Raw genomic sequence first — 25,760 nt, 5'->3', positions numbered from 1 at the left:
GTCTTAATAAATAAATACTACGCACCCTAAACAAACGGCATCTTATTAAAATCTCAGGAGTCAACTACCATGAAACTCACCAACGAAACCAACCCAGCAGAATTCAACGGCAAAGGCAAAGCAGTCGCCCTCTTAGAAAAGCCGATCGACGACACCATAGCTAAAAGCCTACCCCTAACGCCCGCCCCAGAAACAGAAATCAGCGCCCCCGCCGAGCTCAAAACAGACGCAGAAACAGAACTGCAAGCACCCCTGCCGGCGGCTGCAACACCCAAGAAAAAGTCGAAGAAACCACTGATTTTCGCCGCGCTGGGCATAGGGGCGATCGCAGCAGGCAGCTTCGGCTACCACTACTGGCAATACGCCTCCATCCACCAAGAAACCGAAAACGCCACAGTAGCCGGACACATCCACCAAATCAGCAGCCGCGTCAACGGTACTGTCGGCGAAGTCTTAGTACAAGACAACCAACAAGTAAAACCCGGACAACTGCTGATCGAACTCGACCCCCGCGACTACCAAGTTAAAGTCCAACAAGCCCAAGCAGCCTTAGAAAACGCCCGCCGCCAAGCCGAAGCAGCCGAAGCCAATATTTCCCTAGCCTCTCAAACCAGCCAAGGCAAAACAGCCCAAGCGCAAGGAGATATCGGCAGCGCCAACGCTGCCATTTCCACCGCCCAAGCAGCAATTAGAGAAGCGCAACAAGGCGTACCCGCAGCAGAAGCTGCGGTAGCCGAAGCCGAAGCCGGCGTGCCCGCAGCGCAAGCCAAAGTTGCCCAAGCTCAAGCCGGAATTCCCCAAGCCCAAGCCAAAGTGACGGAAGCCGAAGCCGGAATTGCCGCAGCGCAAGCTCAGCTAGTACAAGCGCAAGCCAACCTCGTCAAGACGCAAGCTGATTACAGACGGTACGAAAGCTTGCAGCAAGAAGGTGCGATCGCCCGCCAGCAACTAGACGCATCCAAAGCAGCCTACGAAGTAGCTGTCGGCCAAACCAGCGCAGCCCAACAAGGAATTGCCCAAGCCAGAGCGCGCTTAGCTCAAGCCAAGGAAGGCGTAACCGCAGCCCAAGCAGCAGTAGCCGAAGCTCAAGAAGGGGTAAAACAAGCTCAATCTCAAGTAGCGCGCGCCCAAGTCGGCGTCGCCAGCGCTGAAGCTAAAGTCGCCCTAGCGCAAGAAGGTATCAGCACCGCCGAAGCCAAACTTGCTGCATCAAAGGGCGGATTGCAACAGGCGCAAGCTACGGGCGAACAAACTAAAGTCAGCCGATCGCAGTATGATGCTGCTAAAGCTGCGATCGCCCAATCGGAAGCATCGGTTAAAGACGCTCAACTGCAACTTTCCTACACGAATATCACCGCTCCCGCCGCCGGACAAATCGGCCGCAAATCCGTTGAAGTCGGGCAGCGGGTGCAGCCGGGAACTCCGTTAATGGCGATCGTCAGTAACGATTTGTGGGTAATTGCCAACTTCAAAGAAACGCAACTGGCAAACATGAAACCAGGCCAAAAAGTTGAAATCAAATTAGATGCTTTTGGTGGCCGCAAATTTGAAGGTCATCTGGATAGTTTCTCCCCTGCTTCAGGCGCTCAATTCTCCTTATTGCCTCCCGATAATGCTACGGGCAATTTCACCAAAGTTGTGCAGCGGATTCCGGTAAAAGTTGTGTTTGATGCCGAAAGCATTAAAGGCTACGAATCGCGGATTGCACCGGGAATGTCTGCTACGGTAAATGTTGAATTGAAATAAGGGAAAAACACGGATGTTGACACGGAATTACGCAGTTTCTTGCTCGTCTTCCATCCCTGCGGATCTAAAGCTTCTTGAAGTATCTGGCGACTGGTAACAGCTCGAAGCCCACTTTTTCGTAGGTACGACGTGCTCTTTCATGGCCGGGATCGCCTCCGGTCTCGACCATAGCAACAGACATTCCAGCATCTTTCATCCAATTGAGAGCGAATTCTATCAGAGCGGTGCCAATCCCTTGACCTTGAAAGTCTGGATCGACAGCAACCATGTAGATTTCACCCATACTGTCCTCCGAGTGTAGTTTTACGGCTACAAAGCCCACGGTTGAACTAGCGTCGATCGCAACCCATACATTTGTGTCCTCCGCAGCGCAGACATCCTCGACAGCCTTTTGTTGGCTCACACGCCAATTATCGGGATAGAATGCCCGGTAGACATCAGCGTTCATCGCGTTCTCAATCGAATCAAAGACCGGAGCCCATGCTCGCAGCGAAAGACGAATGACTGCATCAAGTTGATGAGCGTCGTAAGGTTCAATTCGGATTTCCATATTAACTCCAGGTCGGAAATCTTTGCTGATATTTTACCGGGTATTACGATCGTCCTTGCAATATCATCCGTGTATCCGTGCTATCCGTGTCGTGCTGTTGTTCAGTTTTCTCTCTTTTGCGCGAAGGGCGATCGAACTTTTTTAAGCAACTACATCATGCTCATCGCACATCCCAATCATTAAACTGACCAATCTTCAAACCTCTATTCAGGGATTCTTTCAAAATCTCGGCGATTCCGGGTAAGTAGAACACCGCTGCTTGAAAGTGCGTTAGCGAAGCCCTCGAAGAGGATCGCTGCAATCCGTAAATCTTGCGTGCCAACGCGGATTTTTAGCCGCAAAAATTCCATATAATAATCTTGAGCATCTCGATCGAAGTCAAGGAACTCAAAATCGGTTAGATAGTTAATGGTTTTTCGCAGACTTGCATAAGCTGATATTATTTCATCCCCTGATGTCGCTCGTCTGATACGGTTAAGTCGCCCATACATTTGCTCTTCAAATGTGACGATCGTAATGGCAATATCTTTTGGATTAACTGCACTGACACGCTGCACTATTTGTAGATTCCCCTGCCCAAAAAGTGTGGCATGGTCTGTATCAAATATCCACAAAGTCACTTAGCTGTTTCCTCCACCTCAATTTTATTGGTGGCTTCTGATTCTTCGAGTCTATCGTAATATTCTGCCATTTGTGCATTCCTGTCGCGGCGCAGTTCTGCAATATCTTCTAGCATCTCATCAAAGTGCGGATCGTTTTTAAAGGCTCCTGCCCACTTCATTAAAGGATTTTCAGCTTGGGGAATGTCTACTGTCAGAGAGACTATTTCGACTTTTTTTAGACGCTCGGTCAACAATCGGTGCAAAATTTTTAAAGCTTCTTCTTTAGTAGATCCTGAGCTTCTGCACTCTAGCAATTCCCAAACTATTGCGCTGTAGAGGTCTTCATCGTGCTTTTCAATTAGAACTTGATAAGTTAATTGGGTTAAAAAATTCGGAGTAGGGGTTAATACTGTGGCATTCATCTTTTTTTTCCGGTTATATTTGGCATTTTAACGCATTGTTTTTCAAACATCCAATTCTTTTCGTTATGCTGTCAATAGATGTCAGCAGTTGATAACCCCGCAGCACGTAAAAGTTGTCGGGATTCTAGCCTTTACCAATCATTGAAGGCTGCGATCGCAACTTCACTCTTACTCTCATTACATCTCAACCCATAAAAATATTATTGCCAATAAAACCACTCTATGGTAAACTAGAAGATTGTGAATATTAATCAAAAGTAAAGTAACAAGCCCGGAGAAATCAAAATGACACAGCAAACCCTGCACGGAACCAGCCGCAAAAGAAAAAGAACATCGGGTTTTCGCGCCAGAATGCGCACCGCAACCGGTCGATTGGTAATCAAAGCCCGCCGCAGCAAAGGTCGCCACCGCCTCGCAGTCTAGCACTGCATCAAGGTTGAGAGACCTCAACGATCGCCCTACGCCATGTTGCCCGAGACAAACCGACTCAAGCACCGAAAAGACTTCAGCGCCGTCTACCGCAAGGGAATGCGCCGCAACTCCGCTCATTTCAGCTTAAGAGCTCTGCGCAAACCAAAAAGCGCCGAATTCGCCAAACCGACAGCCGAAAAATCCTTGCAGCCCACTCGCACAGGCATTTCTATCAGCTTGAAAGTCAGCAAGCGCGCTGTAGTCCGCAACCGGATCAAGCGCCAGATTCGGGCAGCTTTGCGACAACTATTGCCCCGATTAAAATTCGGGTGGGATTTAGTAATTGTCGTGCGTCCGATCGCACAAGAGTGCAATTATGCAGAAATTCTGCAAGAATTAGAGCAGTTGTTGGTAGAAGCCGAGGTACTAGATGGGAATTCGAGAGGAAGTATATTATGAAGGCGGCCCCGCGCCCGGAGACTTGATCGTCAACTTGCTCCTAGGGCTGACAGTCGTAGGAATCCCCCTCGCAGTAGGAGCAATTGTCCGGGCTCTGTGGCTGCGGTATCGAATCACGAGTCGCCGAGTGTCCGTAACTAGCGGTTGGATGGGGGGCGATCGCACAGACGTTATCTACTCAGATATAGTCAAAATCGTCACAGTACCTCGCGGTTTCGGGAGTTACGGAGACATGGTGCTCACCATGAAAAATGGCAGCCGCTTGGAACTCAGAGCTATTCCGAAATTTCGAGCAATGTATGACTACATTAACGAAAAACTGCCCGCAGCAGCTCAAAAAGCAAACGCGGCTCAAGCTAAATAACCGAACTGCTTCTTCCTCAAATCAGGATAAAGTCAGTGCGATTATTGGCAAACTCATAACAAAATACCCGCAGGCCAGGCGGTCGATCGACGGGCAATGTCCTAAGATAGAGACAAAACCCTAAAAGTTGAGGCGGCTCGCGTTCAGCGGGTAAAAATAGTTCTCAACAGCAAACATAGAGCACCTAAATTAACTCAAAGCGAATGGATTTTGGTATCTCGTTTCTCTCCAACAACCTCATGCTCCCGATCCTAGATTTTTTCTACGGGATCGTGCCAAGCTACGGTTTAGCGATCGTAGCACTGACGCTGGTGATTCGCTTTGCTCTTTATCCTCTCAATGCAGGCTCTCTCCGCAATATGCGGCGCATGAAAGTAGCGCAGCCATTGATGAAAGAGCGAGTAGATCAAATTCAAAAACTCTACAAAGACAATCCTGCCAAACAGCAGGAAGAAATGAGCAAGGTATACAAAGAATTCGGCAATCCTCTAGCAGGATGCTTCCCGTTAGTGCTGCAAATGCCAGTGCTGTTTGCACTGTTTGCAACCCTCAGAGGTTCGCCGTTTTCGGACATAAATTACAGCGTGAACGTCCAAGTTTTTCCCAAAGAACAAATCGAAGCTGTTCAACCGCAAGCTTTTGCTACACCGCCCCAAAATATTTACGTCACAGGTACTTTTCACGCTCCAATTATTGGCCTAATTCCAGGCGGCGACAAACTCGCAGTCGGCGACAAAACCAAGATTGAATTTCAAACGCCAGAGGGTAAACCTCTAAACGCCGTAGCGACAGAAAACAAGAGCGAAATAGACTTTGCACCCCGGTGGAAAGTCATCAAAGGCGAAGAACTGGTACAAGTAGACGAACAGGGCAATATCACAGCCTTAGCGCCCGGTGAAGCCACAGTTCAAGGCACAATCCCCGGATTGGCTACTAACAAAGGATTCCTGTTTATTGAAGCTCTAGGTCGCGTTGGCGCGATCGACTCCGACGGTACAATCCACTGGGATATTTTGGTGATGATCCTCGGCTTCGGCATCAGTTTGTACATCAACCAAACCCTTTCGGGACAAGCACAAGGGCCAAACGACAACCCCCAACAGGCTACAGTCAACAAACTGACGCCTGTCATATTTTCGGGGATGTTTTTGTTCTTCCCGCTGCCCGCTGGCGTGTTGATGTATATGCTGATTGCTAACATCTTCCAGACAGTTCAATCGTTTATTTTGTCCAGAGAACCGCTGCCCGAAAACCTGCAAAAAATCGTGGACGAAGCAGAGGCGAAAACCCAAAAAGAACAGGGATTAGATGCACTTCCCTTTGAGCCCAAGCGTTCTAAGAAAAAGGCTTGATGTTAACAACAATGAAAGACTCTCAAATGCAGCGCGGACAGCAATGGTTAGAAGAATTGCTACATCTGTCCGCAATTCCGTCAAAAGTGGTATGCGAACAACAAAAAGATTGCTATTGGATGACAATAGATGAAAGCAATCTGACGGCAGAACAAGTGGCAATTTTAGTCGGGCCTGACGGTAATGTAATAGATGCCATTCAGTACCTCTGCAACACGGTTCAGAATATAGGTCAGGAAGTAGAGGAGTCACTTCCTTATACAGTTGAACTCAATGGCTATCGCATCCGCCGCCAAGAGGAATTGCGATCGATGGCAGAGTACGCAGCAGATCAAGCGCGATCGACGGGAGTTGAATTTGAACTCAAATCCCTGTCTTCAGCAGAACGCCGTCAAGTCCACAGCTTTTTGAGCGAATGTGAGGACATAGAAACTTACAGTCAAGGACAAGAACCCGATCGGCGTTTGGTAGTGCGGCTGCGCTGACGCTAAAGAAGGAAGAAGGAAGAAGGAAGAAGTTAAAAATTAACTATTCCTTTTGACCTTTGAATTCAAGAAGTAGGAAGGCAAAAGATTATGGAGACAATTTATATCCCTCATCTCCTCACAAAAACTGAGCGGAAAGAGGTCATTGATTTTGAAGAATTTATCCCCGATTTAGAAACTCTTACTCCGGTGCGGGGGCGACTGCAAGTGACTCACCAAGGAAATTATCTTGAGGTGAAGGCGAAAGCAGAAACAATTGTTACTCTCACCTGCCACAGATGCTTGAAACAATACAATCACCGTTTGGCACTCCAATCATCGGAACTAATCTGGCTTGAAGAAAAAGCGAATCAGCTTGATTCAAGTTCAGGAGAATTTGAAGTTGATTTTGAAGATTTGGTGGAAAATTTGTCCCCTGCAGGCTATTTCTCTCCCAGCGATTGGGTGTACGAGCAAATGTGTTTGGAACTGCCGCACAAACAGATATGTGATACTGAATGTCCGGGAATTTCTTTAACAACTGATGATGCAAATACAGAAAGCTCAGAAACAGTCTCTGACAGTCGCTGGGCGTCTCTGGAAGCACTTAAACGGCAATTGCCTTAGTCAGTTGGCAGTTGGCAGTTGGCAGTTGGCATTAGCTAATAACAAATAAGAAATAACAAATAAGAAATAACCACTGACAACTAACCACTGACAACTGACTAATGACTATTTTTAGCGACGAGTTTGAACTACTGCTGCGATCGCGCTACCCCCTAATTTACATTCCCACACGGGAAGAAGAGCGCGTAGAAGCGGCGATCGCCCAATGTGCCAAAAAACAAGGTTCTCGCGCTGTCTACATCTGGGATTTTATTGACGGCTACCAAGGCAATCCCAACGATGCCGGTTTTGGCAAGCGCAACCCGCTGCAAGCTTTAGAATTTCTAGAAAAATTGCCCGCCACCGCGCCGGCAATTTTTATTCTGCGGGACTTTCACCGGTTTTTAGAAGATGTCTCGATTTCCCGCAAGCTGCGGAATTTGGCGAGACTCCTCAAATCTGTGCCCAAAAATATTGTCATCGTATCTCCGATAATTTCGATCCCGGAAGACCTCAGCGAAGTGATGACAGTTTTGGAGTTTCCCCTGCCTGCGGCGGCGGAAATCAAAATTGAGGTGGAAAGGCTGTTAGGGGCAACCGGACAAGCCATTGAGGGGCGTTTGCTGGATGAAATGGTGCGCTCCTGTCAAGGGCTGTCGATCGAACGAATCCGCCGAGTTTTGGCAAAGGCGATCGCCACCAGAGGCGAACTGCATCCCGACGACGCGGAACTGATTTTAGAAGAAAAGCGCCAAACAATTCGCCAAACTCAAATTCTGGATTTTTACCCAGCCCGCGAAAATATCTCCGATATCGGCGGTTTGGACAATCTCAAAGAATGGCTGCTGCGGCGCGGCGGTGCTTTTTCCGATCGAGCCCGCCAATACGGTTTGCCGCATCCCAGAGGTTTATTGTTAGTGGGAATTCAAGGAACCGGAAAATCCTTAACTGCAAAGGCGATCGCCCACCACTGGCATTTGCCTTTGCTGCGTTTGGATGTGGGGCGCTTGTTTGCCGGATTAGTAGGAGAATCGGAATCGCGCACCAGACAAATGATTCAGCTAGCGGAAGCTTTGGCCCCCTGCGTGCTGTGGATAGACGAGATTGATAAAGCTTTTGCGGGATTCGACGGTAAAGGCGATTCCGGGACAACCAGCAGGGTGTTCGGGACATTTATTACTTGGTTGGCAGAAAAAACTTCGCCGGTGTTTGTAGTTGCAACTGCCAACAACATCCAGTCTTTGCCACCGGAAATGCTCAGAAAAGGCAGGTTTGACGAAATATTTTTTGTGGGTTTGCCCAGCCAGGAGGAACGGCGGGCGATTTTTGAGGTACATTTGTTGCGGTTGCGATCGCACATTATCAAAAATTACGATTTAGAGCGCTTGGCTTACGAAACTCCCGATTTTTCAGGAGCGGAAATCGAGCAAACTTTGATTGAAGCAATGCACATTGGGTTTAGCCAAAATCGAGACTTTACGACAGATGATATTTTAGAATCAGCTAGCCAGATGGTACCCTTAGCCAGAACGGCGAGCGAACAAATCCAGTTTCTCCAAGATTGGGCCGCTGCTGGGAAAGCTCGCCTTGCTTCTAGATACGGCAGCTTGAGCCGCCGGATTCAGGGGTAAGCTTTTGAAGTCAGCAGTCAGTAGTTAGCAGCCAGTTGTCAGTTGGCAGTTACCAGATTTTACTCAACATTCAGCAGTCAACACTCAACAGTTAACTTTCTTCCCTCTCCTTTCTTCCTTCTTCCTTCTTCCTTCTTCCTTCTTCCTTCATTTGCGGTTTTATGAACAGTGTATATAGCGTTTTCAAATTTTTAGTGGGTTTTCTGCTAGCGATCGTCCTGATGGCAGGTGCTAGCGTGGCGGCTGCACTTTACTTTGCCGCTAAGCTAACTACTGCGCCCGAAAGACCTGTTTTTTCCAACGACAAAACAGCAGTTCAAATTGCAGGCGCTGAGCCGAAGTCAACAGCCCAGGCCAGCCCTGTTTCTACATCTAGCGATGCCCCGTCTCCGAAACCGCTGGAACCGGGAGCTTACCGAGCTCTGGTAACTCAGCCGATCGGCTTAATTCTCCGGGATAGTGGCAACCGAGACTCGAACCGCATTGGCGGTGTTGGTTACAAGGAAAAAGTCGTGGTTTTGGAAGATTCGCCGGACAAAGAGTGGCAGCGAATTCGGGTTGAGGATGGCAATCGCGAAGGTTGGGTCAAGGGCGGCAATACTGAAAAAGTTGAGGGCGAATAGGACTTCGACAAAAAATATACTCCTCTCATTGTGAGGGCAGCGAAGCGATCGCAGCGTGCAGGTTGTTCGCCAACGCCGGGTTTTTCCTGTCTGTTGTCTTAAATAGCTAGATACATATTTATCACAAAAAGTCAAGTTAAATTTATTTACGATATTTGGAATTGCAGTCACCAGAGGCTGAGACTGTGAGTGCGATCGCCTCTGCAAAATCCTGAATTTTACATAAAAGCCCAGCGACCAAAAGGTTTCAATAGCTAAAACTCAACATAAAAACTCGAAAATACATAATCTTAACTTATGTTATTAATGAGACTATGTTAAGAAAATTAGCAAAATTTTAAGGTTAGTTGCAAAACGCCGACTGTTGTCACCGCCGCAGAGGCAAGAGTGGTAGCTTTGATCCCAAGATGTAAGTTTTCAGCTTAACAGCTACCAACAATAAAAAATATGTACGACAAACGTCCCGATCGAGATTTGGCGAGTGCTGCTGTTACTGCGGCTTTAGGAGCTGGGGTCGTTACCTCTTTTGCCGTTAGCAGAGGGCAAAATCCTCTGGTAGCCTTGGGAATTACGGTTTTTGCAGCGGGAGTAGCTTTAATTTGCGATCGGTTCGGCTTAATTTAAGTTAATATCCCATTTTTACGAACAGTTAACCAATAAAATCCCCGCCCTATTTGCAACTAGCAAGGGTGGGGATTTCTAATTTATCGTCAGTAACTAATTTTTTCAGACACAACACCATAAAATATTCAGCAAAAATACCCCAAAACTGGTCATTTTCCCCCCTCAAGGCTAAGATATGGCTGCAAACTTTTTTGCAGACACTCGCGTCTCCATCAACAGCGATGCTATCTTGGTTGTTACCTGCAATTATTTTTGAAGGCAAATTTTTTTTAAAAACGGGTGCTTCGCGCTTTCCAGGTACAACTTAGCCTTCGTAAATCCTTAAGAAACCAAAGCTTAGCTTTGGCAGTTTGTCCAAATACCCCAGCCACAATTTCACAGTAAAAAGTTATGGAATCCCTCGCCTACCTCGAACTTGCTCTTGTTTGCGAAGCACCCGCAGAGTCGAAAATTTTTAACGATCCCAAGTGGCAAAACCGATCGACTCAGACTTACGTCCGTTTGCTGTCTCTGGCTTTGATGCTGTCGGTTTTGAGTGCAGCCGGTTCGGCTTTTGCTCAAATAGATCCAAGAAACCCAAATTTGCGATCGGTTCAAGACAGGTTGCGGGAACTCGGCTATTTTCCCAGGTCTTCGACAGGTCAACTCGGCCCGGTTACTAGACAAGCTCTGACTAATTTTCAGCGAGACTATCAACTGTCGCTGACTGGCAGGCCCGATCGATCTACTGTGATAGCACTCAACAGTTTTGCCGATGACGATCGACCTTTTAAAACCTCTTTGACAACATACCATACAAATTATAGGGAACTGCGTTTTGGAGATGCGGGTGCAGATGTTTCTGCTCTCCAGCGGAGATTGAAGCAGCTAGGCTACTTCAACACGCATCCCACAGGGAGTTTTCGGGAAGTTACCATGAATGCGGTTAGATATTTCCAGCGAATTAATCGACTGCGGGTGACTGGAGTTGCTGACAGGCAAACTTTAGCTTTGCTGTTTGGCTCCACCAGCCCGATTCCCCCCGTTACCCTTCCGGGGGATATTTCGGAAAATGGTGGTTGCAAGGGGCTGCGGTTCGGGGACACAGGAGCGACGGTAGACTTGATCCAGCGGCAGTTAAAAGCTTTGGGCTATTTTGAAGGCGGCGTTGACGGCAAGTTTCGCGAACGCACTCTCTACGCTGTGACTCGTTTTCAGCAAGATTACAATCTGGTTTCTGACGGCTGTGCTGACACTGCTACTTTGACTGCTATCGATGCCCAGATGAGGCAAGCTCAAATTACCTCATCGACTGAGGAAGATGACCAACAGGGTAATGCCGAAGATTTTCTGGAGTTGGGCGATAGAGGCCGACAAGTAGAATTTGTGCAGCGGCGGCTGCAAGAATTGGGTTATTACAGGAGCCAGATTCACGGTTGGTTCGATCGACCAACTCAAGCAGCTTTGATCCGGTTTCAGAGGGATAGCGGGCTGTTCGGGACTGGCAGAGTCGATCGCAGCACTCGATCGGCTTTGCGACAAGGCAACAGGCAGGCGGCACAGCCGCAGCCCCTGGTCGTCGCTGGTCTGCGGCGGGGCGATACTGGGCAGTAGTGTCCGGCAGCTTCAGTCTTCGCTCAGAAGTCTGGGCAAAAATCCCGCAAGAGTGAACGGAGTATTTGGAGCCGAGACCGAGTTTGCGGTGCTGTCGTTTCAGCAGGAACGCAATTTGTCACCGGCGACGGGTATTGCCACTCCGGCGACTTTGGCCCAGAGCCAAAACGGATGAGCTGGGCGGTTGGCTGTTCCTGCTGTTGCGATTAGCAGCAGTTTTAACTCTCGATCGAGGATTCAGCAATTACAAACGCGGCTGCAAGACCTCGGCTTTTACACAAGCCCGATCGGCGGAGTTTTTGATGCTTCAACGAAAAACGCCATCGAGCGAGCTCAGCACAGTTGCGGGGTCAGCAGCGACGATTTGTTGAACCCAACTTTTTAGCCCCGGACTTGCGGATGCTACATCAAAGAAATCGGGTTTCTGGTTTCCGACTCATTCCTGAAATGATGTATTTTTCTTAAGAAACCCGGTTTCTGCGTAACTGCAATCGCACTTGCGCCGAAGAGTTTTGTTAAAAAAGGTAACAAGCCGTACTTGAAATGCGAAAAATAGTGCGTTGTCACTCGATTGCATCCGGGGCGCTGCTTCCGTGCTGGGCGATCGACCTCGGACAAGACCAATTGCTGGAAACCAAAGACGGCCATCCCATCCGCAAAGCTTCGTGGCAAACCGTATGAATGGTTAGCTGGCAGTCTAGCAGGTGCAACCCAGACTTTTCAGCTTGCTTCATGCCAATTTTCAAAATCGAGTCGTTGTTAAATTCGATCGTTCTATTGCACTGAACGCAGACTAGATGGTGGTGGTGGTGCGGGTAAGGCTGATTTATTTCATAGTGTTTGTGACCTTCGGCTAGTTCGAGTTCGCGGAGGAGGCTCATCCTTGCCATTAACTTTAAAGTTCGGTAAATGGTGGACAAGCTAATGTTTTCTCCGCGATTTTTTAACAAAGTGTACAAATCCTCGGCGCTCAGGTGATTGCCTTTGGGGAGGTTCTGAAAAACGTGCAAGATAGTTTCCCGTTGGGGAGTCATCCGCCAGCCTTTGTCATTGAGTTCGGATTTAAATGAGGACGCGGTGTAAAGTGCCATAGTGACCCTCTCAAGAAAGTCTGCCTATTGACAATAATACACAACGATCGAGATATTTTGCAAATATCGAAGCTTATTGAAAAAAAGGTTGAGGAAAAAATTGGGTTTTTGATATTTTTTGACTTTTAACAAGCTTTATGCCTTGCGGCAGAGGACAGAGAAGTTGTTTAGAAGTTATAAAAATTTTTACTTCAGCCGAATTCCTTCTGCCTTCTGCATAAGTGCCGAATGCCTCGCTCCGCGAGCCGGCGGGCCCACGGGCAAATTTAAGTCAGAGACTCCAGATAGTCCCGCACGCGGTTGCGGCGCTTGGGTTGGCGGAGTTTTTGCAAAGCTTTGGCTTCAATTTGGCGCACTCGCTCGCGGGACAAGTCCAGAGCGCGACCAATTTCTGCCAGCGAGTAGGGGTGTCCGTCTCCCAAACCAAAGCGCATCAGAATTACATCTCGCTCGCGGCTGGTCAAATCTGCCAGCAGTTGCTGCAAGTCGCGGTGCAGAGCTTCTCGCATCAGCATTTCTTCTGGGGAGATGCTGTCGGTTTCGAGCAAGTCGCCCAACTCTGTATCTTTTTCGTTCCCCACTTTAGTTTCCAGAGAAACAGAGCGCGGGACTCGCAGCAAAACTTCTCGGACTTGGGGCGCCGTCATGTCCAACTCGACAGCGATATCTTCGATCGTAGCTGTCCGACCTTTTTCTTGAGAAATTTTGCGCTGGGCTTTTTTGATTTTGTTAAGTTTTTCGGTGATGTGGACGGGGAGGCGGATGGTGCGGCTTTGAGTCGCTATAGCCCGCGTAATTCCCTGCCGAATCCACCAGTAGGCATAGGTGCTAAACCGATAGCCCCGCGTCGGATCGAACTTTTCTACCGCTCGCTCCAGTCCGAGAGTACCTTCTTGTATTAAATCGAGCAATTCTAAACCGCGATTTTGATATTTTTTCGCCACCGAAACCACTAGGCGCAGGTTCGCCTTAATCATGTGGTCTTTAGCTTCGATGCCTTCCGCTTGAATTCTTTCGATCGTCTCCACCGTCATTTCTGCTAACTCGGCCCACAGGCGCTTGCCTTCTGCCATAATTCGCTTGAGTTCTGGCACGTCAGCGACGCCGGCGGTTAAGGCCCAGCGTTCCAAGGAAGGTTTGTGTCCCAACTGTGCCGACAAGCGATCGCGCACCTCAATTAAATGCACGAAGCGCCCAATTAGCCCTTCTTCCTGGGAGGCGACGGTGGTGCGCAATTCCAGCAATTTGATATAGCGCTGAACTTTTTGAGCTTCCGAGACTTCTTCGTCTCTACCCAAGAGACGAACCCTACCGATTTCTTGGAGGTACAGGCGCACTAAGTCTGTAGTGCGGCGGCTGGCATTTTTTTGCAATTTGGCTGCTTGGTCTGCATCCTCTGTCTCTGCTGGGTCTCGATCGATCGGTTCGTCTCCAGCTTCTTCAGCATCTTCATCCAACACATCATCTTGCAAGGGATTGACTCGCAGTTGTTCGTCGAATTCAGCTTCAGCATAAAAAGAGGTGGCTGGCATAGTAATTTTCTCAGTTGCTCCGGGTGAAAAGATGCTACGCTTAGCGGTTATTGATAATTATGATGCCCATTTTGTAAAGACGAAGCATCACCGCTTTTTGTTTCTTTACTAACTTTCCTGACTTGGATGCTGTTGTCGATCGAACTTTCGCGGCCCCACTTGTTTTACCAAGATTCGGGAAAACGCTAAGAACTTTCTGATGTAACAGGTTGAGGGCCAAAAAAGTGCGTTGTACTTGTTTGTTTATGTAGCTAGTATAGATAGTGACTAGCTAAAAACCAGTGACCTTCGTCAGAAGTTAAGTTAATCTTCATCACCAATAACCTGGTTCCCGATCACTTCGGAAAATTAGCAATTTTTTTAATAAAACTTTATATAACTCGGCGCTCTCAATTAAATACCCAGCAGTGGGGCCCAAGTTTAATCCTTACAGAATATCAGCTTCAGAGTTTGTAAAGTCCGCAGTACCGAATTAGCGGCTGACGCAAAAACCGGGTTTCTCGATGTCTTTTGCGTAAGTCATGAGTTTGAGGGGGCGATCGACCGATAATTGTTTTGCTATTGGCTGCTGCTTCCCGGTTAACATCACGCCCAGAACACCAGCATCAGAAACGGGGTCTTTTGCACCTGGCCTGCACAGAAAGCGCAGGTTTTTCGTTGCTTTTGACTCGATCGGGTCTTACAGTCCTGGACGCATGGGTGCGTCGAAACCGGGTTTGTTAACCAAAATACTTGATTAAAGCCCTAAATCTCTGTTAAAAAACCCGGTTTTTTTGTGGGCGAGTGGCTAAGTTCTATCTTACTGAGAATGTTGCTCTGGGCGTGATATCAAATCCCGTAGCATCGGAATTAATATTACCCACAGCTTTCGACACGGCACTGCCGTCCCTACAATTAATCGCGGTAGGGACACGGCAGTGCCGTGTCCTCTATATCATTCCGATGCTAAGGGATTTGATATGACTTAGCTCAAGTTCAAATTGCTAGCGCGGGTAAAGTTTCATCAGTTCCCTCACTTGTTCGGCGTGATACGAACTGCGAGTTAAGGGAGAAGCGACAACTTGCAAGAATCCCAAAGATTCGCCAAACTTTCTCCAAGCATCAAACTGTTCCGGCGGCACAAAGTTTTCTACGTTCAAGTGCTTTTGAGTCGGTTGCAGGTACTGTCCAACTGTTAAAATATCGCAGCCGACAGCCCGCAAGTCCTGCATCGCCTCTCGAATTTCGCTGTCTGTTTCTCCCAGTCCCACCATGATGCCGGATTTGGTGTAAACCCCCGGTGCGAGTTCGCGACTTCGCTGCAATAGTTCCAAGGTGCGATCGTACTTTCCTTGCGGCCGCACCTTCCGATAAAGTCGCTTGACGGTTTCGGTATTGTGGTTAAGTACATCGGGGCGGGCTGCGAGAATAATTTCTAAAGCTTGCCAGTTGCCGCACAAGTCGGGAATCAAAACTTCTATAGTTGTATCGGGCATCGCCGATCGCACCGCTTGAATGCACTCCACAAACACAGACGCGCCCCCATCCGGCAAATCGTCCCGGTTGACAGAGGTAATCACGACGTGGTTGAGTTTGAGCCGCTGCACCGCTTGCGCCAATCTTTCGGGCTCCGTCGGATCTAAAGGTTTGGGCTTTTTCTCAAAATCGATGTCGCAGTAGGGACAGGCGCGGGTACAAGCCGGGCCCATAATCAAAAATGTGGCAGTACCGGCGCTGAAGCATTCGCCGATGTTCGGACACGAAGCCTCTTCGCAAACTGTATTCAGGGATAAATCCCGTAAAATTTCTTTGACGTTGCCGACGCGCTCCCACTGGGGGGCTTTAACTCGCAACCACTGGGGCTTAACTGTCACGTCTGTCTCCGCCTGAGTAGTGTTTTACAAATAATTATATACGAGCTTGCTCAATTTTGACTTTAATGTGATATCCTAAAGAAATAGTGACTAAATTCGGGATGTAGCGCAGCTTGGTAGCGCACCTCGTTCGGGACGAGGGGGTCGCAGGTTCAAATCCTGTCATCCCGATTTTTAAATTAAATCGGATATTCCGCAGCAATTGAGTTTTTCTTGAGTTTGCTTGGGGCGATCGTCCGGCTGTGTATATTTGTGGTTGGGATAAATTGGTCTATCGGGCGATCGGGCGTGTTAATTCCCGTTTGCCAAAAAATCAACTGTAGCGACTGTTTTTGCAAAGGCAACGCCGAGAATAAGGCGTAAAGAATCAGAGCAGCAAGTCATTGTCTTCTCCCTCTGTTGGGATGTTGCACTATGTTTAACTACACTTACTTGCTCAATGCTTATAAATTTTACCAAGGTTTGAAACCAAAGGCAAGTAAAAACACTACAATAATTCTTAACTATAAGTTAATCGAGATTTACACCTTGAGATAGATGTATTAATAGCTGAATAAGCTTATAATTAATATTAGTTCCTAGAAGTTTTAAAATCTACCCAAAAATCGGAGGATATTCTAGTGCAAAGAAGTGGCAAAGCCTTCGGCTCATGCTCTCGCTGCGAAACAGTACCCGCAAAAATAGAGGGCAGCGGAGGTTTATACCTGTGGTTTCCAGTATCGCACACGCTGAACAAGGTTATTTCTGCACTGGCAAAGGCTAAACTTGAATTCCAGCTTTTAGAAGAGAGCAAGTGTTTGTACGTTATCCTTGAGGGAATAGCGAGAGAAAAGTTTAGCGCCCTAGCATCATCCGTGCTGACAAATCAAGAGTTGAAAGAGACAAAAGTTTTGTGGATGCGCGAAGTAGAACAGCCGAAACTTAGCGATTTTTATCGCAGCACTTCCTTAGACTCTTTTATTAACTTCAACAAGTCTGATTGGCTGTTAGATTTATTGTCCGAAGAACGCATTACTACCCATTTTCAGCCCATTGTTTATACCTCAGATACTTCTAAAATTTTTGCCCACGAAGCCCTACTCCGAGGAATTGACGAGCAAGGAAACTTAATTCCTCCGGGTCGGATTTTTGGGCAAGCAGAATCAGCAGGCATAATTTTTCAACTAGATGCTTTGGCCCGGACTCGTGCTATCCGCGAAGCCCATGTTTACGATATCAAAGAACTACTTTTTATTAATTTTTCTCCGACTTCAGTTTACGATCCCGCTACGTGCCTGCGAATGACTGTACAGGCTATTGATGAATCGGGAATTCCTCACAGCAATATTGTTTTTGAAGTAGCGGAATCTCAGCACCCTCCTGATATCGATCACTTGATTAAAATTCTGAGGTTTTACCGAGAAGCGGGATTTTTAATTGCCCTAGACGATTTCGGCAGCGGTTCTTCTAATTTAAATTTGATGCACCAGTTGCGTCCAGATTTTCTGAAGTTGGATATGCAATTAATTCGGAACGTCCATCAAGATTATTATAAGGCACTAATTACTGAAAAGATGTTAGAAATTGCCGCTCAATTAGAAATTAAAACAGTTGCTGAAGGTGTGGAAACTTTGGAGGAGTTAGAGTGGGTGCGGCAGCGGGGAGCGGATTTTGTTCAAGGTTATTTGATTGCTAAGCCGACTGCTCCGCCGATCGCAGTTACGAGGTATATTGATATTGAATCTCAGCCGATATCTGCTTAAAAGAAAAGGTTTGTAGCACATCTGTAAGGTGCGTCAAAGGAGAAAAACCTGGTGACATCGAAATAATCAATGTCTGACGCACCCTACAAGTTAAATTAGCCTTTTAAACGCTCAAATTTCGCCGCAGAAAGCTTTCTAAGGATTCCATTCTCATGCCGTAGATTGATTCTAAATTTTGCACTTCTTCCGGCGTGCAGAAAAACTCGTTAGCTAGCAATACCCGCAAAGTTCCCAAGCCTTTTTGAGCTTGAGGATTCAATAAACCCAAGGCATTTCGCAATCCGTCAAACACAACCAGCGGCGGGTTAATTACCGTCGGTTCGCGATTGAACAAACGTCCAAAAATGCGGGCTATGTCGTCTCTTGTCAGCACATCTGGGCCGCCGACTGGTAAAATTTGGTTGCGCGCGCCTTCGACTGTTGGCGAGTCTGCGGCAATATGAGCCAAGTCGTCGGTACTGACAACAGATGTGCGGTTTTTGCCATCGCCAATTAGCAGGTAAAATCCGGTTTCTCGAAATCTTTCTGCTAGCGGTAACAAGCTGGAAGCAAAGCCGGCAGGCCGCAAAATGGTATAATTCAATCCGCTGTTTTGCAGGTATTTTTCAACTTCTCGCTTGGCTTTGAATACTGCGGAATCTTCGTATCCCCGATCGACTCCCAGTACAGACAGAAATACAAAGTGCTCAACTCCGGCTTCTTTGGCGCAGTCGATCAATTCTATGTTAGCGCGGTAATGTACTGCTTGAACGTCGCCGCCGGTGCCGTGGGTGCTGATGATGTACTGCACTCCTTGGCAGGCTTTTTTAATATCTTTGTCTTGTTTTAAGTCGCCGATAAAAATCTCGGCGCCTCGGTTTTCTAGTTCTGAGTAGCGAGAGGCGAGGCGAACAAATGCGCGGACAGGCTTCTCTTGCTGTCTGATTTCTCGTACAATTCGGCGACCTAGTGCGCCTGTTGCTCCGGTTACTAAGAACATGATTTTTAGTTGTTGGTTGTTACTTACATCTTGCACATTTCTCAAAAACAGGCAAGATGCCTGTTCCACAAAGAGTGAATTTTCTTATGGGGTGGGCATCCTGCCCGCCCAGAAAAGGCTTATTGAGAATGGTGCAATATCTCAGTTGCTATTAACCTTATAACTTATAAATCAAATTTCGACAATTACGGGGGCGTGGTCGCTGGGTTTGATTAATTTTCTGGGAGCAATGTCTATTGTACAGTTTTTTGCTTGTTCGTAGAGGGGAGGGCTGAGATAATGGTGGTCGATTCTCCAGCCGTTGTTGCGGGGAAATGCGGCGGCGCGGTAGTCCCACCAGCTATAATGACCTCCTTCTGATGTGAATTTGCGAAAGGGGTCGTTTAATCCTAATTCTATGATTTCTGTTAGCGCGAGGCGCTCGGCTACTGATAGGCCGACGGAGTTAGCATTGGCTTTGGGATTGTGGATATCTCGATCGTCCGGGACGATGTTGAAGTCGCCGCAAATGCACAATTTGGGGGATTTGTCGAGGGTAATTTTGAGGTATTCTTGGAGGAGTTTGAGCCACTTTAGTTTGTACTCATATTTCTCGCTGCCGACTTCGGAACCGTTGGGAACGTATACGCAAATAATGCAAATATCGTCGATTATTCCGGCTATTAGGCGTTTTTGTTCGTCAAAGATACCTGTGGTTTCGTCGCCGAGAATTGGGGCAAATCCGGTGCTGATTTGCGTTAAGGGCGATCGGCTCAAAATGGCGACGCCGTTGTAGGATTTTTGACCGGAAATGTAGCAGTTGTAGCCGAGGTTGGTGAAGGGTTCTAGGGGGAAGTCTTTGTCTGTGACTTTGGTTTCTTGCAGGCAGAGAATGTCTGGGGAGTTTGTTTGCAACCAGCTAGTAACGTGTTCTAGGCGGGTGCGGATTGAGTTGACGTTCCAGGTGGCGATTTTCATTTTTTGTTTGTTATGTACTCTCTGATTGCTGGCTCGATCGTAAAGTGCGATCGCCCGTTTTGTTTAACTGTTTCAAGTAATGACCTGCGTCCTAAAGATTGCATGACTTTCAAGAGTTCTGGCGGTGATAGTTGCAGGTTGTCTGGTATTTTTGAGATGTCTGCTGGTTCGATCGCACTTGCTAGCCAAGAGATAACTTGTTGTTCCGATGCGGTTAGGCGATCGCACTGCTGCTGCAATAGTGATTCTAAGTCACCTAAGAATAAGGTATCATAGGACAGGAATTCGGAAACACTGCCGCCGAATAAGTCTTGAATCTATGACTTTTTCGGTAGCAACCAGCTAAATGTGACTTTTTATGGTCGAGCTGGGATGGAAAAACCTACTAATATGACTTTATATTGAATAAATTAAGATGTCTGACCTAATCTCAAAAACCACCGAACACCTAGACTACCCATTCCTATTAGTCACACACATGGTATGTGCGGATCAGCAGATTCATAGTGAAGAGTCGAAAGCACTACGCGAACTAGCAAAGCAGATCAGCGCTTCTCAACGCACTCTAGCTGAGATGGAAAAAATTCTGGCTCAAGATGAAAACCACCTTTCTGTAGAAGATTTAGCTCGGAAAGTGTCGCCCGGTGAGCAAAGTGAGGCCATGTCCCAAATGTTGGCGATCGCCTATGTTGACGGTTTCTGTTCAGCATTAGAACGCCAGATGGCGGAACAAGTAGCAGGGATTTGGAACTGGCCAACTGGAGAAGTACAGCGACAGTTGGCAGAAGCAGGAGCCTTCGCTGATACCCGATTCATAGGCGAACACAACCAACAACAGAAAGTCTCTTTCTGTGCGCGTTTCCTTGCAGGGGCTGATTCTCTCCTTTCACGCGCATTGGTGGATAATTTAGCAAAGCTCACTGGGAGCGAGCAAAAAGTTGAGGAACTGCGACGAGAAATCCTGTTAACGGGACCAGAATATGATGAAGCCATACGTCAATGTGCAGTCATCGCCGATGAAGATTACAAATTTGCTGAAGGGGCACTTGAAAGTGCTGATAAAGCTCTTTCCAAGTTGGAAAAAAATATTAAAGTGGCTATCGAAGACATCAAATATAAAACAAGCGGTAAAGGTCAAGCTACCACTGCTAAGGAAGTCGCCAAGCAACTTGAGAATACTGGAAACGATCTAAGTGCCGAAATTATCAAAGAAATGAAAATTGTGCGCGACTCGCTTCGGGCTAAGGAACGCGCTCTCAATCATTTCAGCATCGCTTTTATGGGCAGAACTAAGGCGGGAAAGAGCACTCTTCACGCCATAATTACAGATGGTGGATGGGATGCGATCGGTGTAGGCAAGCAGCGCACAACTCGGTCTAATCGGGTGTGCGAATGGAAGAATATTCGCATCATTGATACTCCTGGGATTGGCGCTCCCGGTGGCAAAAGTGATGAAGAAATTGCTAAAAGTATTATCGACGAGTCAGATGTGATTTGTTATGTGGTCACAAATGACAGCATCCAAGAGAGTGAGTTTGGTTTCTTACAATTATTGAAGGAAAAAGCTAAGCCGCTCATTATTCTGCTGAATATCCATAAAAATCTGAGCGACCCACGCCGGTTGGAGCATTTCTTACAGAACCCTGATAAACTGTTTGTTATGGAGGGTCAAAGCGGTATTGGTGGGCACATTCAACGTATCCGCCGTTACGCTAAACAGCATTATGCTAATGACTACTTCGATATTGTTCCTGTGATGCTGCTGGCGGCCCAGCTTTCCCGCGAACCAGAACACGAAGAGAAGAAACAGGAGCTTTTTAAAGCAAGTCGGATGCAGGGTTTTCTGGATTCAATCCGTGTATCTCTGGTTAATCATGGGGCAATTCGTCGCTCTCAAACTTTGCTAGGTTCTACCGTAGGTGCAATTGATAATCCTTACCAATGGGTGAATCAACAAGCTTTAGTCTATGAAAAATTGACAGAGACGCTGAGAAATAAGCGTGAGGAAATTCAAAAGGACATCCAAACAGCAGCTAAGGATGCTAAAGACTCTTTACTGCAACAAATCGAGAGGATTTTTCAAGATGCTATAGAAGCTGTTCCATCTTTTGCAGAAGATCATTGGAACTGTAACGAAGTTACCATGAAGCAGGAATGGGAAAAAAAATTAAAAGCACTTCGATTTGAAAAACGCTTAAAGATAGCTTATGAAGAGGCTAGCAAAAAATTAAATAAGGAAGTTCAGGAAGTTCTGGAGGAAATAGGAAATGAATTACAGCTAATATCTGAGCTTGGTAGTAGCGATTTCAAATTTTCTGAGCAGGATTCAAACAATTTTCGAGATTTTGTGCGAATTGCTGGAGGCATTCTAGGGATAGCAGGAATTATTGCGTTATTCGTCGCCCCTCCTGTGAGTCTCGCTATCGGGATTGTAAGTGGTGTGGTTAGCGGGATTGTTGGAATGTTTAAATCCAAAGATGAAAAGCGACGCGAGGCTGTTATAAATATCTCAACTTCATTGGAAACTCAGCTCAACACTCAGAGGCACAAGACTCTACAGCAGGATCAGGGATATTTTGGTAAGTATTCTGATTCTGTAACCACGAATATCAACATCTATTTTGAAGAATTGATTTCAGGACTAGAGGCGATCGTGACTCATCTCGAACGAGCAAAAAAGAAGTTATCAGGTATAGAAAATTATCTCAATCGTGCTTATGCCAAACGAATCATTGACTGGTGTGCTGAAAAATATGAAACTATGACAGATGAGTGTATCAACCAAATCATTGCTACAGTCGAACGAGATTTAGGGCGCAACATGAAGATTGTCACAAAATCCAAAGTTCAACTACGAAAATCACTAGAGGATATTAAACACATCCTTCAAGAGGATATTTCCTTTAGCGATTAGCGCTCTCAAATCTCCCAAATAAGGACTAAACTACCATGACTCAGAACAACTCCAACTTTCAAGCTGCCGATGTCGGCGCATTTTTCAACAAAACGCTAGTAAAATTTGACAGCTTACTGGCTCAGGGAAACACATCAGAATTAACAGCTATCCGCAAAAAAGTGGACGATGAATTAAAAGAGTATCAAGAACAGGGAATTCTAGGTGTAGCTTTTGTCGGGCAATACAGTGCTGGTAAATCAACTATTATCTCTGCCATGACGGGACGGCGCGATATCCGTATTGATGCTGATATTGCTACTGATAAAACTACCAATTATGACTGGAACGGTATCAAGCTAATTGATACGCCTGGACTTTTTACAGACCGCCAAGATCATGATGAGATTACTTATGAGGCAATCAACAAATCAGACTTGCTGGTTTTCTGCCTCACCTATATGCTCTTTGACTCGTTGACAGCAGAGAATTTCAAGAAGTTAGCCTATGAAAAAGGCTATCGCTGGAAAATGATGCTGGTTATCAATAAAATGTCTGATGAAGCAGGAGAAGAAGAGCAAAAGATTTCCAACTACCGCCAAAGTCTTGCCGATGCACTGAAGCCTTACAGTCTTGATGAATTTCCGATCTGCTTTATCGATGCCAAAGACTACTGTGAAGGCATTGATGATAAAGATGATTTTCTGACGGAAATCAGCCGATTTCCAACTTTTATTGATGCTCTAAATCAGTTTGTAGAACGTCGAGGCTCTCTTGCTCGTTTTGATACACCAGTCCGAATTGCTCTAAGCTGTGTGGATGAGGCTCAGTTGAGCTTTACTCGCAACTCAGGCGCAGATTCAACTTTTTTTGAAGTGCTGACACGGTTATCTCGCACAGTGCGTAAAGAGCGCGATCGCCTGCGAACCAAGGTTAAAAATATAGCCCTAGAGATGGCTTCAGGAGTTGCTAGCGAAGGCAACACTCTTGCCGCAGCAGTAGGTAGCGATCGTAACTTTGAAATCCTTAATAAACAAGCTGAACTCACCGTGCAGACGCACTATGAGAAAGCAGAAACCAAACTGCAAGAAGTTGTTAATTTAGCAGTTGAAGATATCCGGCAGGAGGTTGAAGAAGTGCTGAAAGGTAATCTAGTCAAGAGTTTTGTTGCTTGCCTAGATAAAAACCAAAATGTATCAGCCCAAAATCCTGGTTCTGGTATGGATGTGGAGCGAATTAAAGGCCAAGTTAATTGGCTTAAAAAAATTGGTGAGACGGCCGGAGTGGAGCTGACTAATTTGGCAACGAGGGGTTTTGCAAAGACCGCTGGACAAGGCTTTCTACGTTCTAGAGATGTAGTAGGAAGCGGTCTACATCAAGGTTTTTTAGCTGTGGGAAAATTTGTCGGCTTTAAGTTTAAACCTTGGCAAGCGGTTGGTATTGCAAAAAACATCGGCAATGCTGCTAAATTCCTGGGGCCTGCTCTAGCAATTGTTTCGGTAGGAGTAGATATTTTACAAATGCAACAGGAACACGAGCGAGAAAGGCAAATGGCTGATATCCGCCGCGATATTACGAGTCAATTTCAATCGATAGCCAAAGACTTAGAAAATCAAATTGAAATACAGCTATTTGAATTTGAGCAACAGGTTTACGGTGAGATTGAGAAGCAAATTGCGGCGGCTCGCCAGAATCAAGAGGAAGTGATTTATGCTTCTAATACTTGGGTAAAACAACTGGCAGAAATCCGTAAGGATTTTGACGCGATTATCCAGTACATCACGAAGGCAGTAGCTAACCCGAATACTTGAAGCTGAAAAAGTGCGATCGCCCTTACATCCCAAATTGTCAAAAAGTGCGTGAAGCGCAGCTATCCCGTAGGGAATCGCCCTAACTACTCGATTAATTAACCTACTTTACCGCGACAGCTAACTGGAACCCCAGTTTATCCAGTAAAACTATCAAAGCATAAATTTCCTCGCCCCCACTCTCAGACAACATCCGATCGAGTTTCTCATATATAACTTTAGCTTCCGTCGATAACTTATTCATCTGCAAATAAGCATCCACCACATCTTTAAGTCCGGCTCGCAGCAATTCTGGTTCTGGTGTTTCTGACTCTAATTCCAACATAACCTCGATATAGCTAGCAGCACTTTCAGGGTTTTTCAGAGAAGAAATCAAGTATTCGTGGTAGCTTCTACTTGTTGGCACTTTGAGTTCTTTCATAATCTCTCCAATATTTTTTAGCTTGGCTAATATCTTGCTCTTGAGTGCTTTTATCACCGCCACATAGCAGCAACACAACTGTTAACCCGATTTGTCCAAAATAGATCCGATAGCCAGGGCCATAATCAATCTTAAGTTCATAAACTCCGGCTCCTAGTGAGCGATAATCTCCCAGATTGCCTAGCTCAACTCGCCTGAGTCGTTTCTTGATTTTAGATACAGTTTTCGTATCTTGAAAGGAATCAAGCCATCCTTCCAAGGGACTTGTCCCATCGGCTTTTAGGTAGTTCTGTACTTCTCATGGTTGAGTTTCCATAATTTTAACACAGGCGATCGGGATTTTAAGGGGAGTGCTAGCGTGTCGTCACTTTTTTAAGCTTTTTGACTCAAGTGCAAATCACCGACAATTGGTAATTCTAATACATTACTTTCTCGCAACCGCTTTGAGAAAAACATAACTTCCAGATTTTCAATTTCCTCCGTGTCAGGATTGAGACGAGCCACAATTCCATAGTCTAGTTCTTGCGATTCTTGCTCTGCATAAGGCGAACATTTTATTGACGTACAAAAAATCCCCAATAGCATCGTATTTAAAAGTTAGTTTTTTTGCCATATTATCTCTCCTTGGGTAACATTTTTTGTTAAGTAAGCTGTCACGATCCAATAGCGCTCTGTGGGATCTGTATCATTCACAACAGCTACTACAACATACCTACCCTTGCGACCCTTACCAGACTGCTGTGAAAATAGAAGAGTATTGCCGAAACGTTAATCACATCGAACCTCATCTGGGTCAGCTAGAGTTTTAGCAATTCTTTCCTGATAAGATGGTAGGAAATCGGGATGTGTATCGACAATATGTAGTTCTCGCTCTTCAGTAAGTTCAACCTCACTATGGAGATATGGACAGAAAAATTGTGTTGTCACATTTCTCCATTCTTGCCAGTCCTAGTTACCTAACTAGGACTTACGCATTGACAGAATAACAAAATAGTGCATTGATAAATATGGGTCGTTTACTTTCTAGGTATCGGACA

Annotated in this window: 29 protein-coding genes, 1 tRNA gene and 1 pseudogene; 17 read left to right on the top strand and 14 right to left on the bottom strand. The window is 46.4% G+C overall.

Going from position 1 to position 25,760, the window contains the following annotated elements; translation table 11 throughout:
- Positions 1-69: 69 nt before the first annotated feature.
- Positions 70-1,746: an HlyD family secretion protein gene (locus QUA02_RS18815; protein ID WP_333029831.1), complete on the top strand. Its 1,677-nt coding sequence runs from the start codon at positions 70-72 to the stop codon at positions 1,744-1,746.
- A gap of 64 nt (positions 1,747-1,810) precedes the next feature.
- Here QUA02_RS18815 and QUA02_RS18810 read toward each other — a convergent pair whose 3' ends face one another.
- The 3 genes from QUA02_RS18810 to QUA02_RS18800 all read right to left on the bottom strand — a co-directional run bounded on the left by QUA02_RS18810 (position 1,811) and on the right by QUA02_RS18800 (position 3,320).
- Positions 1,811-2,296: a GNAT family N-acetyltransferase gene (locus QUA02_RS18810; protein ID WP_333029830.1), complete on the bottom strand. Its 486-nt coding sequence runs from the start codon at positions 2,294-2,296 to the stop codon at positions 1,811-1,813.
- 203 nt (positions 2,297-2,499) lie between these two features.
- A complete protein-coding gene (locus QUA02_RS18805) occupies positions 2,500-2,916 on the bottom strand; it encodes a type II toxin-antitoxin system VapC family toxin (protein ID WP_333029829.1) in 417 nt (138 codons plus the stop codon).
- Positions 2,913-3,320 carry a type II toxin-antitoxin system HicB family antitoxin gene (locus QUA02_RS18800; protein WP_333029827.1) on the bottom strand — a complete coding sequence of 136 codons (408 nt, stop codon included), beginning with the start codon at positions 3,318-3,320 and terminating at the stop codon, positions 2,913-2,915. The genes QUA02_RS18805 and QUA02_RS18800 overlap by 4 nt, the downstream gene beginning before the upstream one ends.
- Before the next feature lie 285 nt (positions 3,321-3,605).
- On the opposite strand from QUA02_RS18800, the gene rpmH reads away from it, so the two are divergent.
- The 9 genes from rpmH (at position 3,606) to QUA02_RS18755 (ending at position 9,854) form a co-directional block, all read left to right on the top strand.
- A complete protein-coding gene (gene rpmH / locus QUA02_RS18795) occupies positions 3,606-3,743 on the top strand; it encodes a 50S ribosomal protein L34 (protein ID WP_006632320.1) in 138 nt (45 codons plus the stop codon).
- 42 nt (positions 3,744-3,785) lie between these two features.
- Positions 3,786-4,190 carry a ribonuclease P protein component gene (gene rnpA / locus QUA02_RS18790; protein ID WP_333029826.1) on the top strand — a complete coding sequence of 135 codons (405 nt, stop codon included), beginning with the start codon at positions 3,786-3,788 and terminating at the stop codon, positions 4,188-4,190.
- Positions 4,162-4,554, top strand: coding sequence for a PH domain-containing protein (locus QUA02_RS18785; RefSeq protein ID WP_332981647.1), 393 nt, complete (start codon positions 4,162-4,164; stop codon positions 4,552-4,554). Before rnpA ends, QUA02_RS18785 begins: the two co-directional genes overlap by 29 nt.
- A gap of 203 nt (positions 4,555-4,757) precedes the next feature.
- Positions 4,758-5,906: a membrane protein insertase YidC gene (gene yidC / locus QUA02_RS18780; protein ID WP_333029824.1), complete on the top strand. Its 1,149-nt coding sequence runs from the start codon at positions 4,758-4,760 to the stop codon at positions 5,904-5,906.
- An 11-nt stretch (positions 5,907-5,917) separates the two neighbouring features.
- The gene (locus QUA02_RS18775) at positions 5,918-6,391 is read left to right on the top strand and encodes a Jag family protein (RefSeq protein WP_333029822.1); all 474 of its coding nucleotides are present in this window, start codon (positions 5,918-5,920) and stop codon (positions 6,389-6,391) included.
- A gap of 90 nt (positions 6,392-6,481) precedes the next feature.
- Positions 6,482-6,997, top strand: coding sequence for a YceD family protein (locus tag QUA02_RS18770; RefSeq protein WP_333029821.1), 516 nt, complete (start codon positions 6,482-6,484; stop codon positions 6,995-6,997).
- 101 nt (positions 6,998-7,098) lie between these two features.
- Complete coding sequence (locus QUA02_RS18765; protein WP_333029820.1) at positions 7,099-8,607, top strand: Ycf46 family AAA ATPase; 1,509 nt, start codon at positions 7,099-7,101, stop codon at positions 8,605-8,607.
- Positions 8,608-8,768: 161 nt separating this feature from the next.
- Positions 8,769-9,230, top strand: a complete 462-nt coding sequence (locus tag QUA02_RS18760) for an SH3 domain-containing protein (RefSeq protein WP_333029819.1) — start codon at positions 8,769-8,771, stop codon at positions 9,228-9,230.
- A gap of 447 nt (positions 9,231-9,677) precedes the next feature.
- Positions 9,678-9,854, top strand: a complete 177-nt coding sequence (locus tag QUA02_RS18755) for a hypothetical protein (RefSeq protein ID WP_015174186.1) — start codon at positions 9,678-9,680, stop codon at positions 9,852-9,854.
- A gap of 46 nt (positions 9,855-9,900) precedes the next feature.
- Here QUA02_RS18755 and QUA02_RS18750 read toward each other — a convergent pair whose 3' ends face one another.
- Positions 9,901-10,116, bottom strand: a complete 216-nt coding sequence (locus tag QUA02_RS18750) for a hypothetical protein (RefSeq protein ID WP_333029818.1) — start codon at positions 10,114-10,116, stop codon at positions 9,901-9,903.
- Between the two features lie 128 nt (positions 10,117-10,244).
- Here QUA02_RS18750 and QUA02_RS18745 point away from each other — a divergent pair, with 128 nt between their 5' ends.
- From QUA02_RS18745 to QUA02_RS18735, 3 genes are read left to right on the top strand one after another with little or no spacing between them, the layout of a single operon-like run.
- Positions 10,245-11,447, top strand: a complete 1,203-nt coding sequence (locus tag QUA02_RS18745) for a peptidoglycan-binding domain-containing protein (protein WP_333029817.1) — start codon at positions 10,245-10,247, stop codon at positions 11,445-11,447.
- 52 nt (positions 11,448-11,499) lie between these two features.
- On the top strand, positions 11,500-11,622 hold the full coding sequence (locus QUA02_RS18740) for a peptidoglycan-binding domain-containing protein (RefSeq protein WP_333029814.1): 123 nt from the start codon (positions 11,500-11,502) through the stop codon (positions 11,620-11,622).
- A gap of 9 nt (positions 11,623-11,631) precedes the next feature.
- Positions 11,632-11,832, top strand: coding sequence for a peptidoglycan-binding domain-containing protein (locus QUA02_RS18735; RefSeq protein WP_333029812.1), 201 nt, complete (start codon positions 11,632-11,634; stop codon positions 11,830-11,832).
- A gap of 178 nt (positions 11,833-12,010) precedes the next feature.
- Here QUA02_RS18735 and QUA02_RS18730 read toward each other — a convergent pair whose 3' ends face one another.
- From QUA02_RS18730 to lipA, 3 genes and pseudogenes are all read right to left on the bottom strand, one after another.
- The gene (locus tag QUA02_RS18730; RefSeq protein WP_333029811.1) at positions 12,011-12,538 is read right to left on the bottom strand and encodes a ferric uptake regulation protein; all 528 of its coding nucleotides are present in this window, start codon (positions 12,536-12,538) and stop codon (positions 12,011-12,013) included.
- 266 nt (positions 12,539-12,804) lie between these two features.
- Positions 12,805-14,070, bottom strand: coding sequence for an RNA polymerase sigma factor SigC (gene sigC, locus QUA02_RS18725; protein WP_333029809.1), 1,266 nt, complete (start codon positions 14,068-14,070; stop codon positions 12,805-12,807).
- Positions 14,071-15,053: 983 nt separating this feature from the next.
- Positions 15,054-15,929, bottom strand: a pseudogene (gene lipA / locus QUA02_RS18720) (lipoyl synthase); the annotation flags it as partial.
- Between the two features lie 91 nt (positions 15,930-16,020).
- Here lipA and QUA02_RS18715 point away from each other — a divergent pair.
- Positions 16,021-16,094, top strand: a tRNA-Pro gene (locus QUA02_RS18715).
- 8 nt (positions 16,095-16,102) lie between these two features.
- On the opposite strand, the gene QUA02_RS18710 is transcribed toward QUA02_RS18715, so the two are convergent.
- Positions 16,103-16,267, bottom strand: coding sequence for a hypothetical protein (locus tag QUA02_RS18710; protein ID WP_333029807.1), 165 nt, complete (start codon positions 16,265-16,267; stop codon positions 16,103-16,105).
- Positions 16,268-16,543: 276 nt separating this feature from the next.
- Between QUA02_RS18710 and QUA02_RS18705 the strand changes: the two genes are divergently transcribed.
- A complete protein-coding gene (locus tag QUA02_RS18705) occupies positions 16,544-17,665 on the top strand; it encodes an EAL domain-containing protein (RefSeq protein WP_333029806.1) in 1,122 nt (373 codons plus the stop codon).
- Positions 17,666-17,768: 103 nt separating this feature from the next.
- On the opposite strand, the gene QUA02_RS18700 is transcribed toward QUA02_RS18705, so the two are convergent.
- From QUA02_RS18700 to QUA02_RS18690, 3 genes are all read right to left on the bottom strand, one after another.
- Positions 17,769-18,644, bottom strand: a complete 876-nt coding sequence (locus tag QUA02_RS18700) for an SDR family oxidoreductase (protein ID WP_333029804.1) — start codon at positions 18,642-18,644, stop codon at positions 17,769-17,771.
- Between the two features lie 171 nt (positions 18,645-18,815).
- Complete coding sequence (xth, locus tag QUA02_RS18695; RefSeq protein WP_333029802.1) at positions 18,816-19,601, bottom strand: exodeoxyribonuclease III; 786 nt, start codon at positions 19,599-19,601, stop codon at positions 18,816-18,818.
- Positions 19,598-19,840: a hypothetical protein gene (locus QUA02_RS18690; protein ID WP_333029800.1), complete on the bottom strand. Its 243-nt coding sequence runs from the start codon at positions 19,838-19,840 to the stop codon at positions 19,598-19,600. The genes xth and QUA02_RS18690 overlap by 4 nt, the downstream gene beginning before the upstream one ends.
- Positions 19,841-20,016: 176 nt before the next feature.
- On the opposite strand from QUA02_RS18690, the gene QUA02_RS18685 reads away from it, so the two are divergent.
- Both QUA02_RS18685 and QUA02_RS18680 read left to right on the top strand, forming a co-directional pair.
- Positions 20,017-22,515 (top strand): GTPase, encoded by a 2,499-nt coding sequence (locus QUA02_RS18685; protein WP_333029797.1) that lies wholly within the window; start codon positions 20,017-20,019, stop codon positions 22,513-22,515.
- Positions 22,516-22,550: 35 nt separating this feature from the next.
- On the top strand, positions 22,551-24,305 hold the full coding sequence (locus tag QUA02_RS18680; RefSeq protein WP_333029796.1) for a GTPase: 1,755 nt from the start codon (positions 22,551-22,553) through the stop codon (positions 24,303-24,305).
- Positions 24,306-24,405: 100 nt separating this feature from the next.
- Here QUA02_RS18680 and QUA02_RS18675 read toward each other — a convergent pair whose 3' ends face one another.
- From QUA02_RS18675 to QUA02_RS18665, 3 genes are all read right to left on the bottom strand, one after another.
- A complete protein-coding gene (locus QUA02_RS18675; RefSeq protein ID WP_333029795.1) occupies positions 24,406-24,723 on the bottom strand; it encodes a helix-turn-helix domain-containing transcriptional regulator in 318 nt (105 codons plus the stop codon).
- Positions 24,695-24,982, bottom strand: a complete 288-nt coding sequence (locus QUA02_RS18670; RefSeq protein ID WP_333029793.1) for a type II toxin-antitoxin system RelE/ParE family toxin — start codon at positions 24,980-24,982, stop codon at positions 24,695-24,697. Before QUA02_RS18670 ends, QUA02_RS18675 begins: the two co-directional genes overlap by 29 nt.
- A 113-nt stretch (positions 24,983-25,095) precedes the next feature.
- A complete protein-coding gene (locus tag QUA02_RS18665) occupies positions 25,096-25,308 on the bottom strand; it encodes a hypothetical protein (RefSeq protein ID WP_333029792.1) in 213 nt (70 codons plus the stop codon).
- Positions 25,309-25,760: the final 452 nt, after the last annotated feature.

The organism is Microcoleus pseudofavosus SVA1_A4 (assembly GCF_036700565.1).
Taxonomy (GTDB): Bacteria; Cyanobacteriota; Cyanobacteriia; order Cyanobacteriales; family Microcoleaceae; genus Microcoleus.
The sequence above is the reverse complement of the archived record's forward strand: the minus strand, read 5'-3'. Positions and strand labels throughout refer to the sequence as shown.

Coding starts and splice junctions, on each gene's coding strand:
- sigC (WP_333029809.1), bottom strand. CDS start 14,070: ATGCCAGCCACCTCTTTTTATGCTGAAGCTGAATTCGACGAACAACTG.
- QUA02_RS18730 (WP_333029811.1), bottom strand. CDS start 12,538: ATGGCACTTTACACCGCGTCCTCATTTAAATCCGAACTCAATGACAAA.
- yidC (WP_333029824.1), top strand. CDS start 4,758: ATGGATTTTGGTATCTCGTTTCTCTCCAACAACCTCATGCTCCCGATC.
- QUA02_RS18745 (WP_333029817.1), top strand. CDS start 10,245: ATGGAATCCCTCGCCTACCTCGAACTTGCTCTTGTTTGCGAAGCACCC.
- QUA02_RS18665 (WP_333029792.1), bottom strand. CDS start 25,308: ATGCTATTGGGGATTTTTTGTACGTCAATAAAATGTTCGCCTTATGCA.
- QUA02_RS18800 (WP_333029827.1), bottom strand. CDS start 3,320: ATGAATGCCACAGTATTAACCCCTACTCCGAATTTTTTAACCCAATTA.
- QUA02_RS18680 (WP_333029796.1), top strand. CDS start 22,551: ATGACTCAGAACAACTCCAACTTTCAAGCTGCCGATGTCGGCGCATTT.
- QUA02_RS18700 (WP_333029804.1), bottom strand. CDS start 18,644: ATGTTCTTAGTAACCGGAGCAACAGGCGCACTAGGTCGCCGAATTGTA.
- QUA02_RS18810 (WP_333029830.1), bottom strand. CDS start 2,296: ATGGAAATCCGAATTGAACCTTACGACGCTCATCAACTTGATGCAGTC.
- QUA02_RS18685 (WP_333029797.1), top strand. CDS start 20,017: ATGTCTGACCTAATCTCAAAAACCACCGAACACCTAGACTACCCATTC.
- QUA02_RS18815 (WP_333029831.1), top strand. CDS start 70: ATGAAACTCACCAACGAAACCAACCCAGCAGAATTCAACGGCAAAGGC.
- QUA02_RS18675 (WP_333029795.1), bottom strand. CDS start 24,723: ATGAAAGAACTCAAAGTGCCAACAAGTAGAAGCTACCACGAATACTTG.
- QUA02_RS18765 (WP_333029820.1), top strand. CDS start 7,099: ATGACTATTTTTAGCGACGAGTTTGAACTACTGCTGCGATCGCGCTAC.
- QUA02_RS18755 (WP_015174186.1), top strand. CDS start 9,678: ATGTACGACAAACGTCCCGATCGAGATTTGGCGAGTGCTGCTGTTACT.
- QUA02_RS18760 (WP_333029819.1), top strand. CDS start 8,769: ATGAACAGTGTATATAGCGTTTTCAAATTTTTAGTGGGTTTTCTGCTA.
- QUA02_RS18775 (WP_333029822.1), top strand. CDS start 5,918: ATGAAAGACTCTCAAATGCAGCGCGGACAGCAATGGTTAGAAGAATTG.
- QUA02_RS18785 (WP_332981647.1), top strand. CDS start 4,162: ATGGGAATTCGAGAGGAAGTATATTATGAAGGCGGCCCCGCGCCCGGA.
- rnpA (WP_333029826.1), top strand. CDS start 3,786: ATGTTGCCCGAGACAAACCGACTCAAGCACCGAAAAGACTTCAGCGCC.
- QUA02_RS18770 (WP_333029821.1), top strand. CDS start 6,482: ATGGAGACAATTTATATCCCTCATCTCCTCACAAAAACTGAGCGGAAA.
- xth (WP_333029802.1), bottom strand. CDS start 19,601: ATGAAAATCGCCACCTGGAACGTCAACTCAATCCGCACCCGCCTAGAA.
- rpmH (WP_006632320.1), top strand. CDS start 3,606: ATGACACAGCAAACCCTGCACGGAACCAGCCGCAAAAGAAAAAGAACA.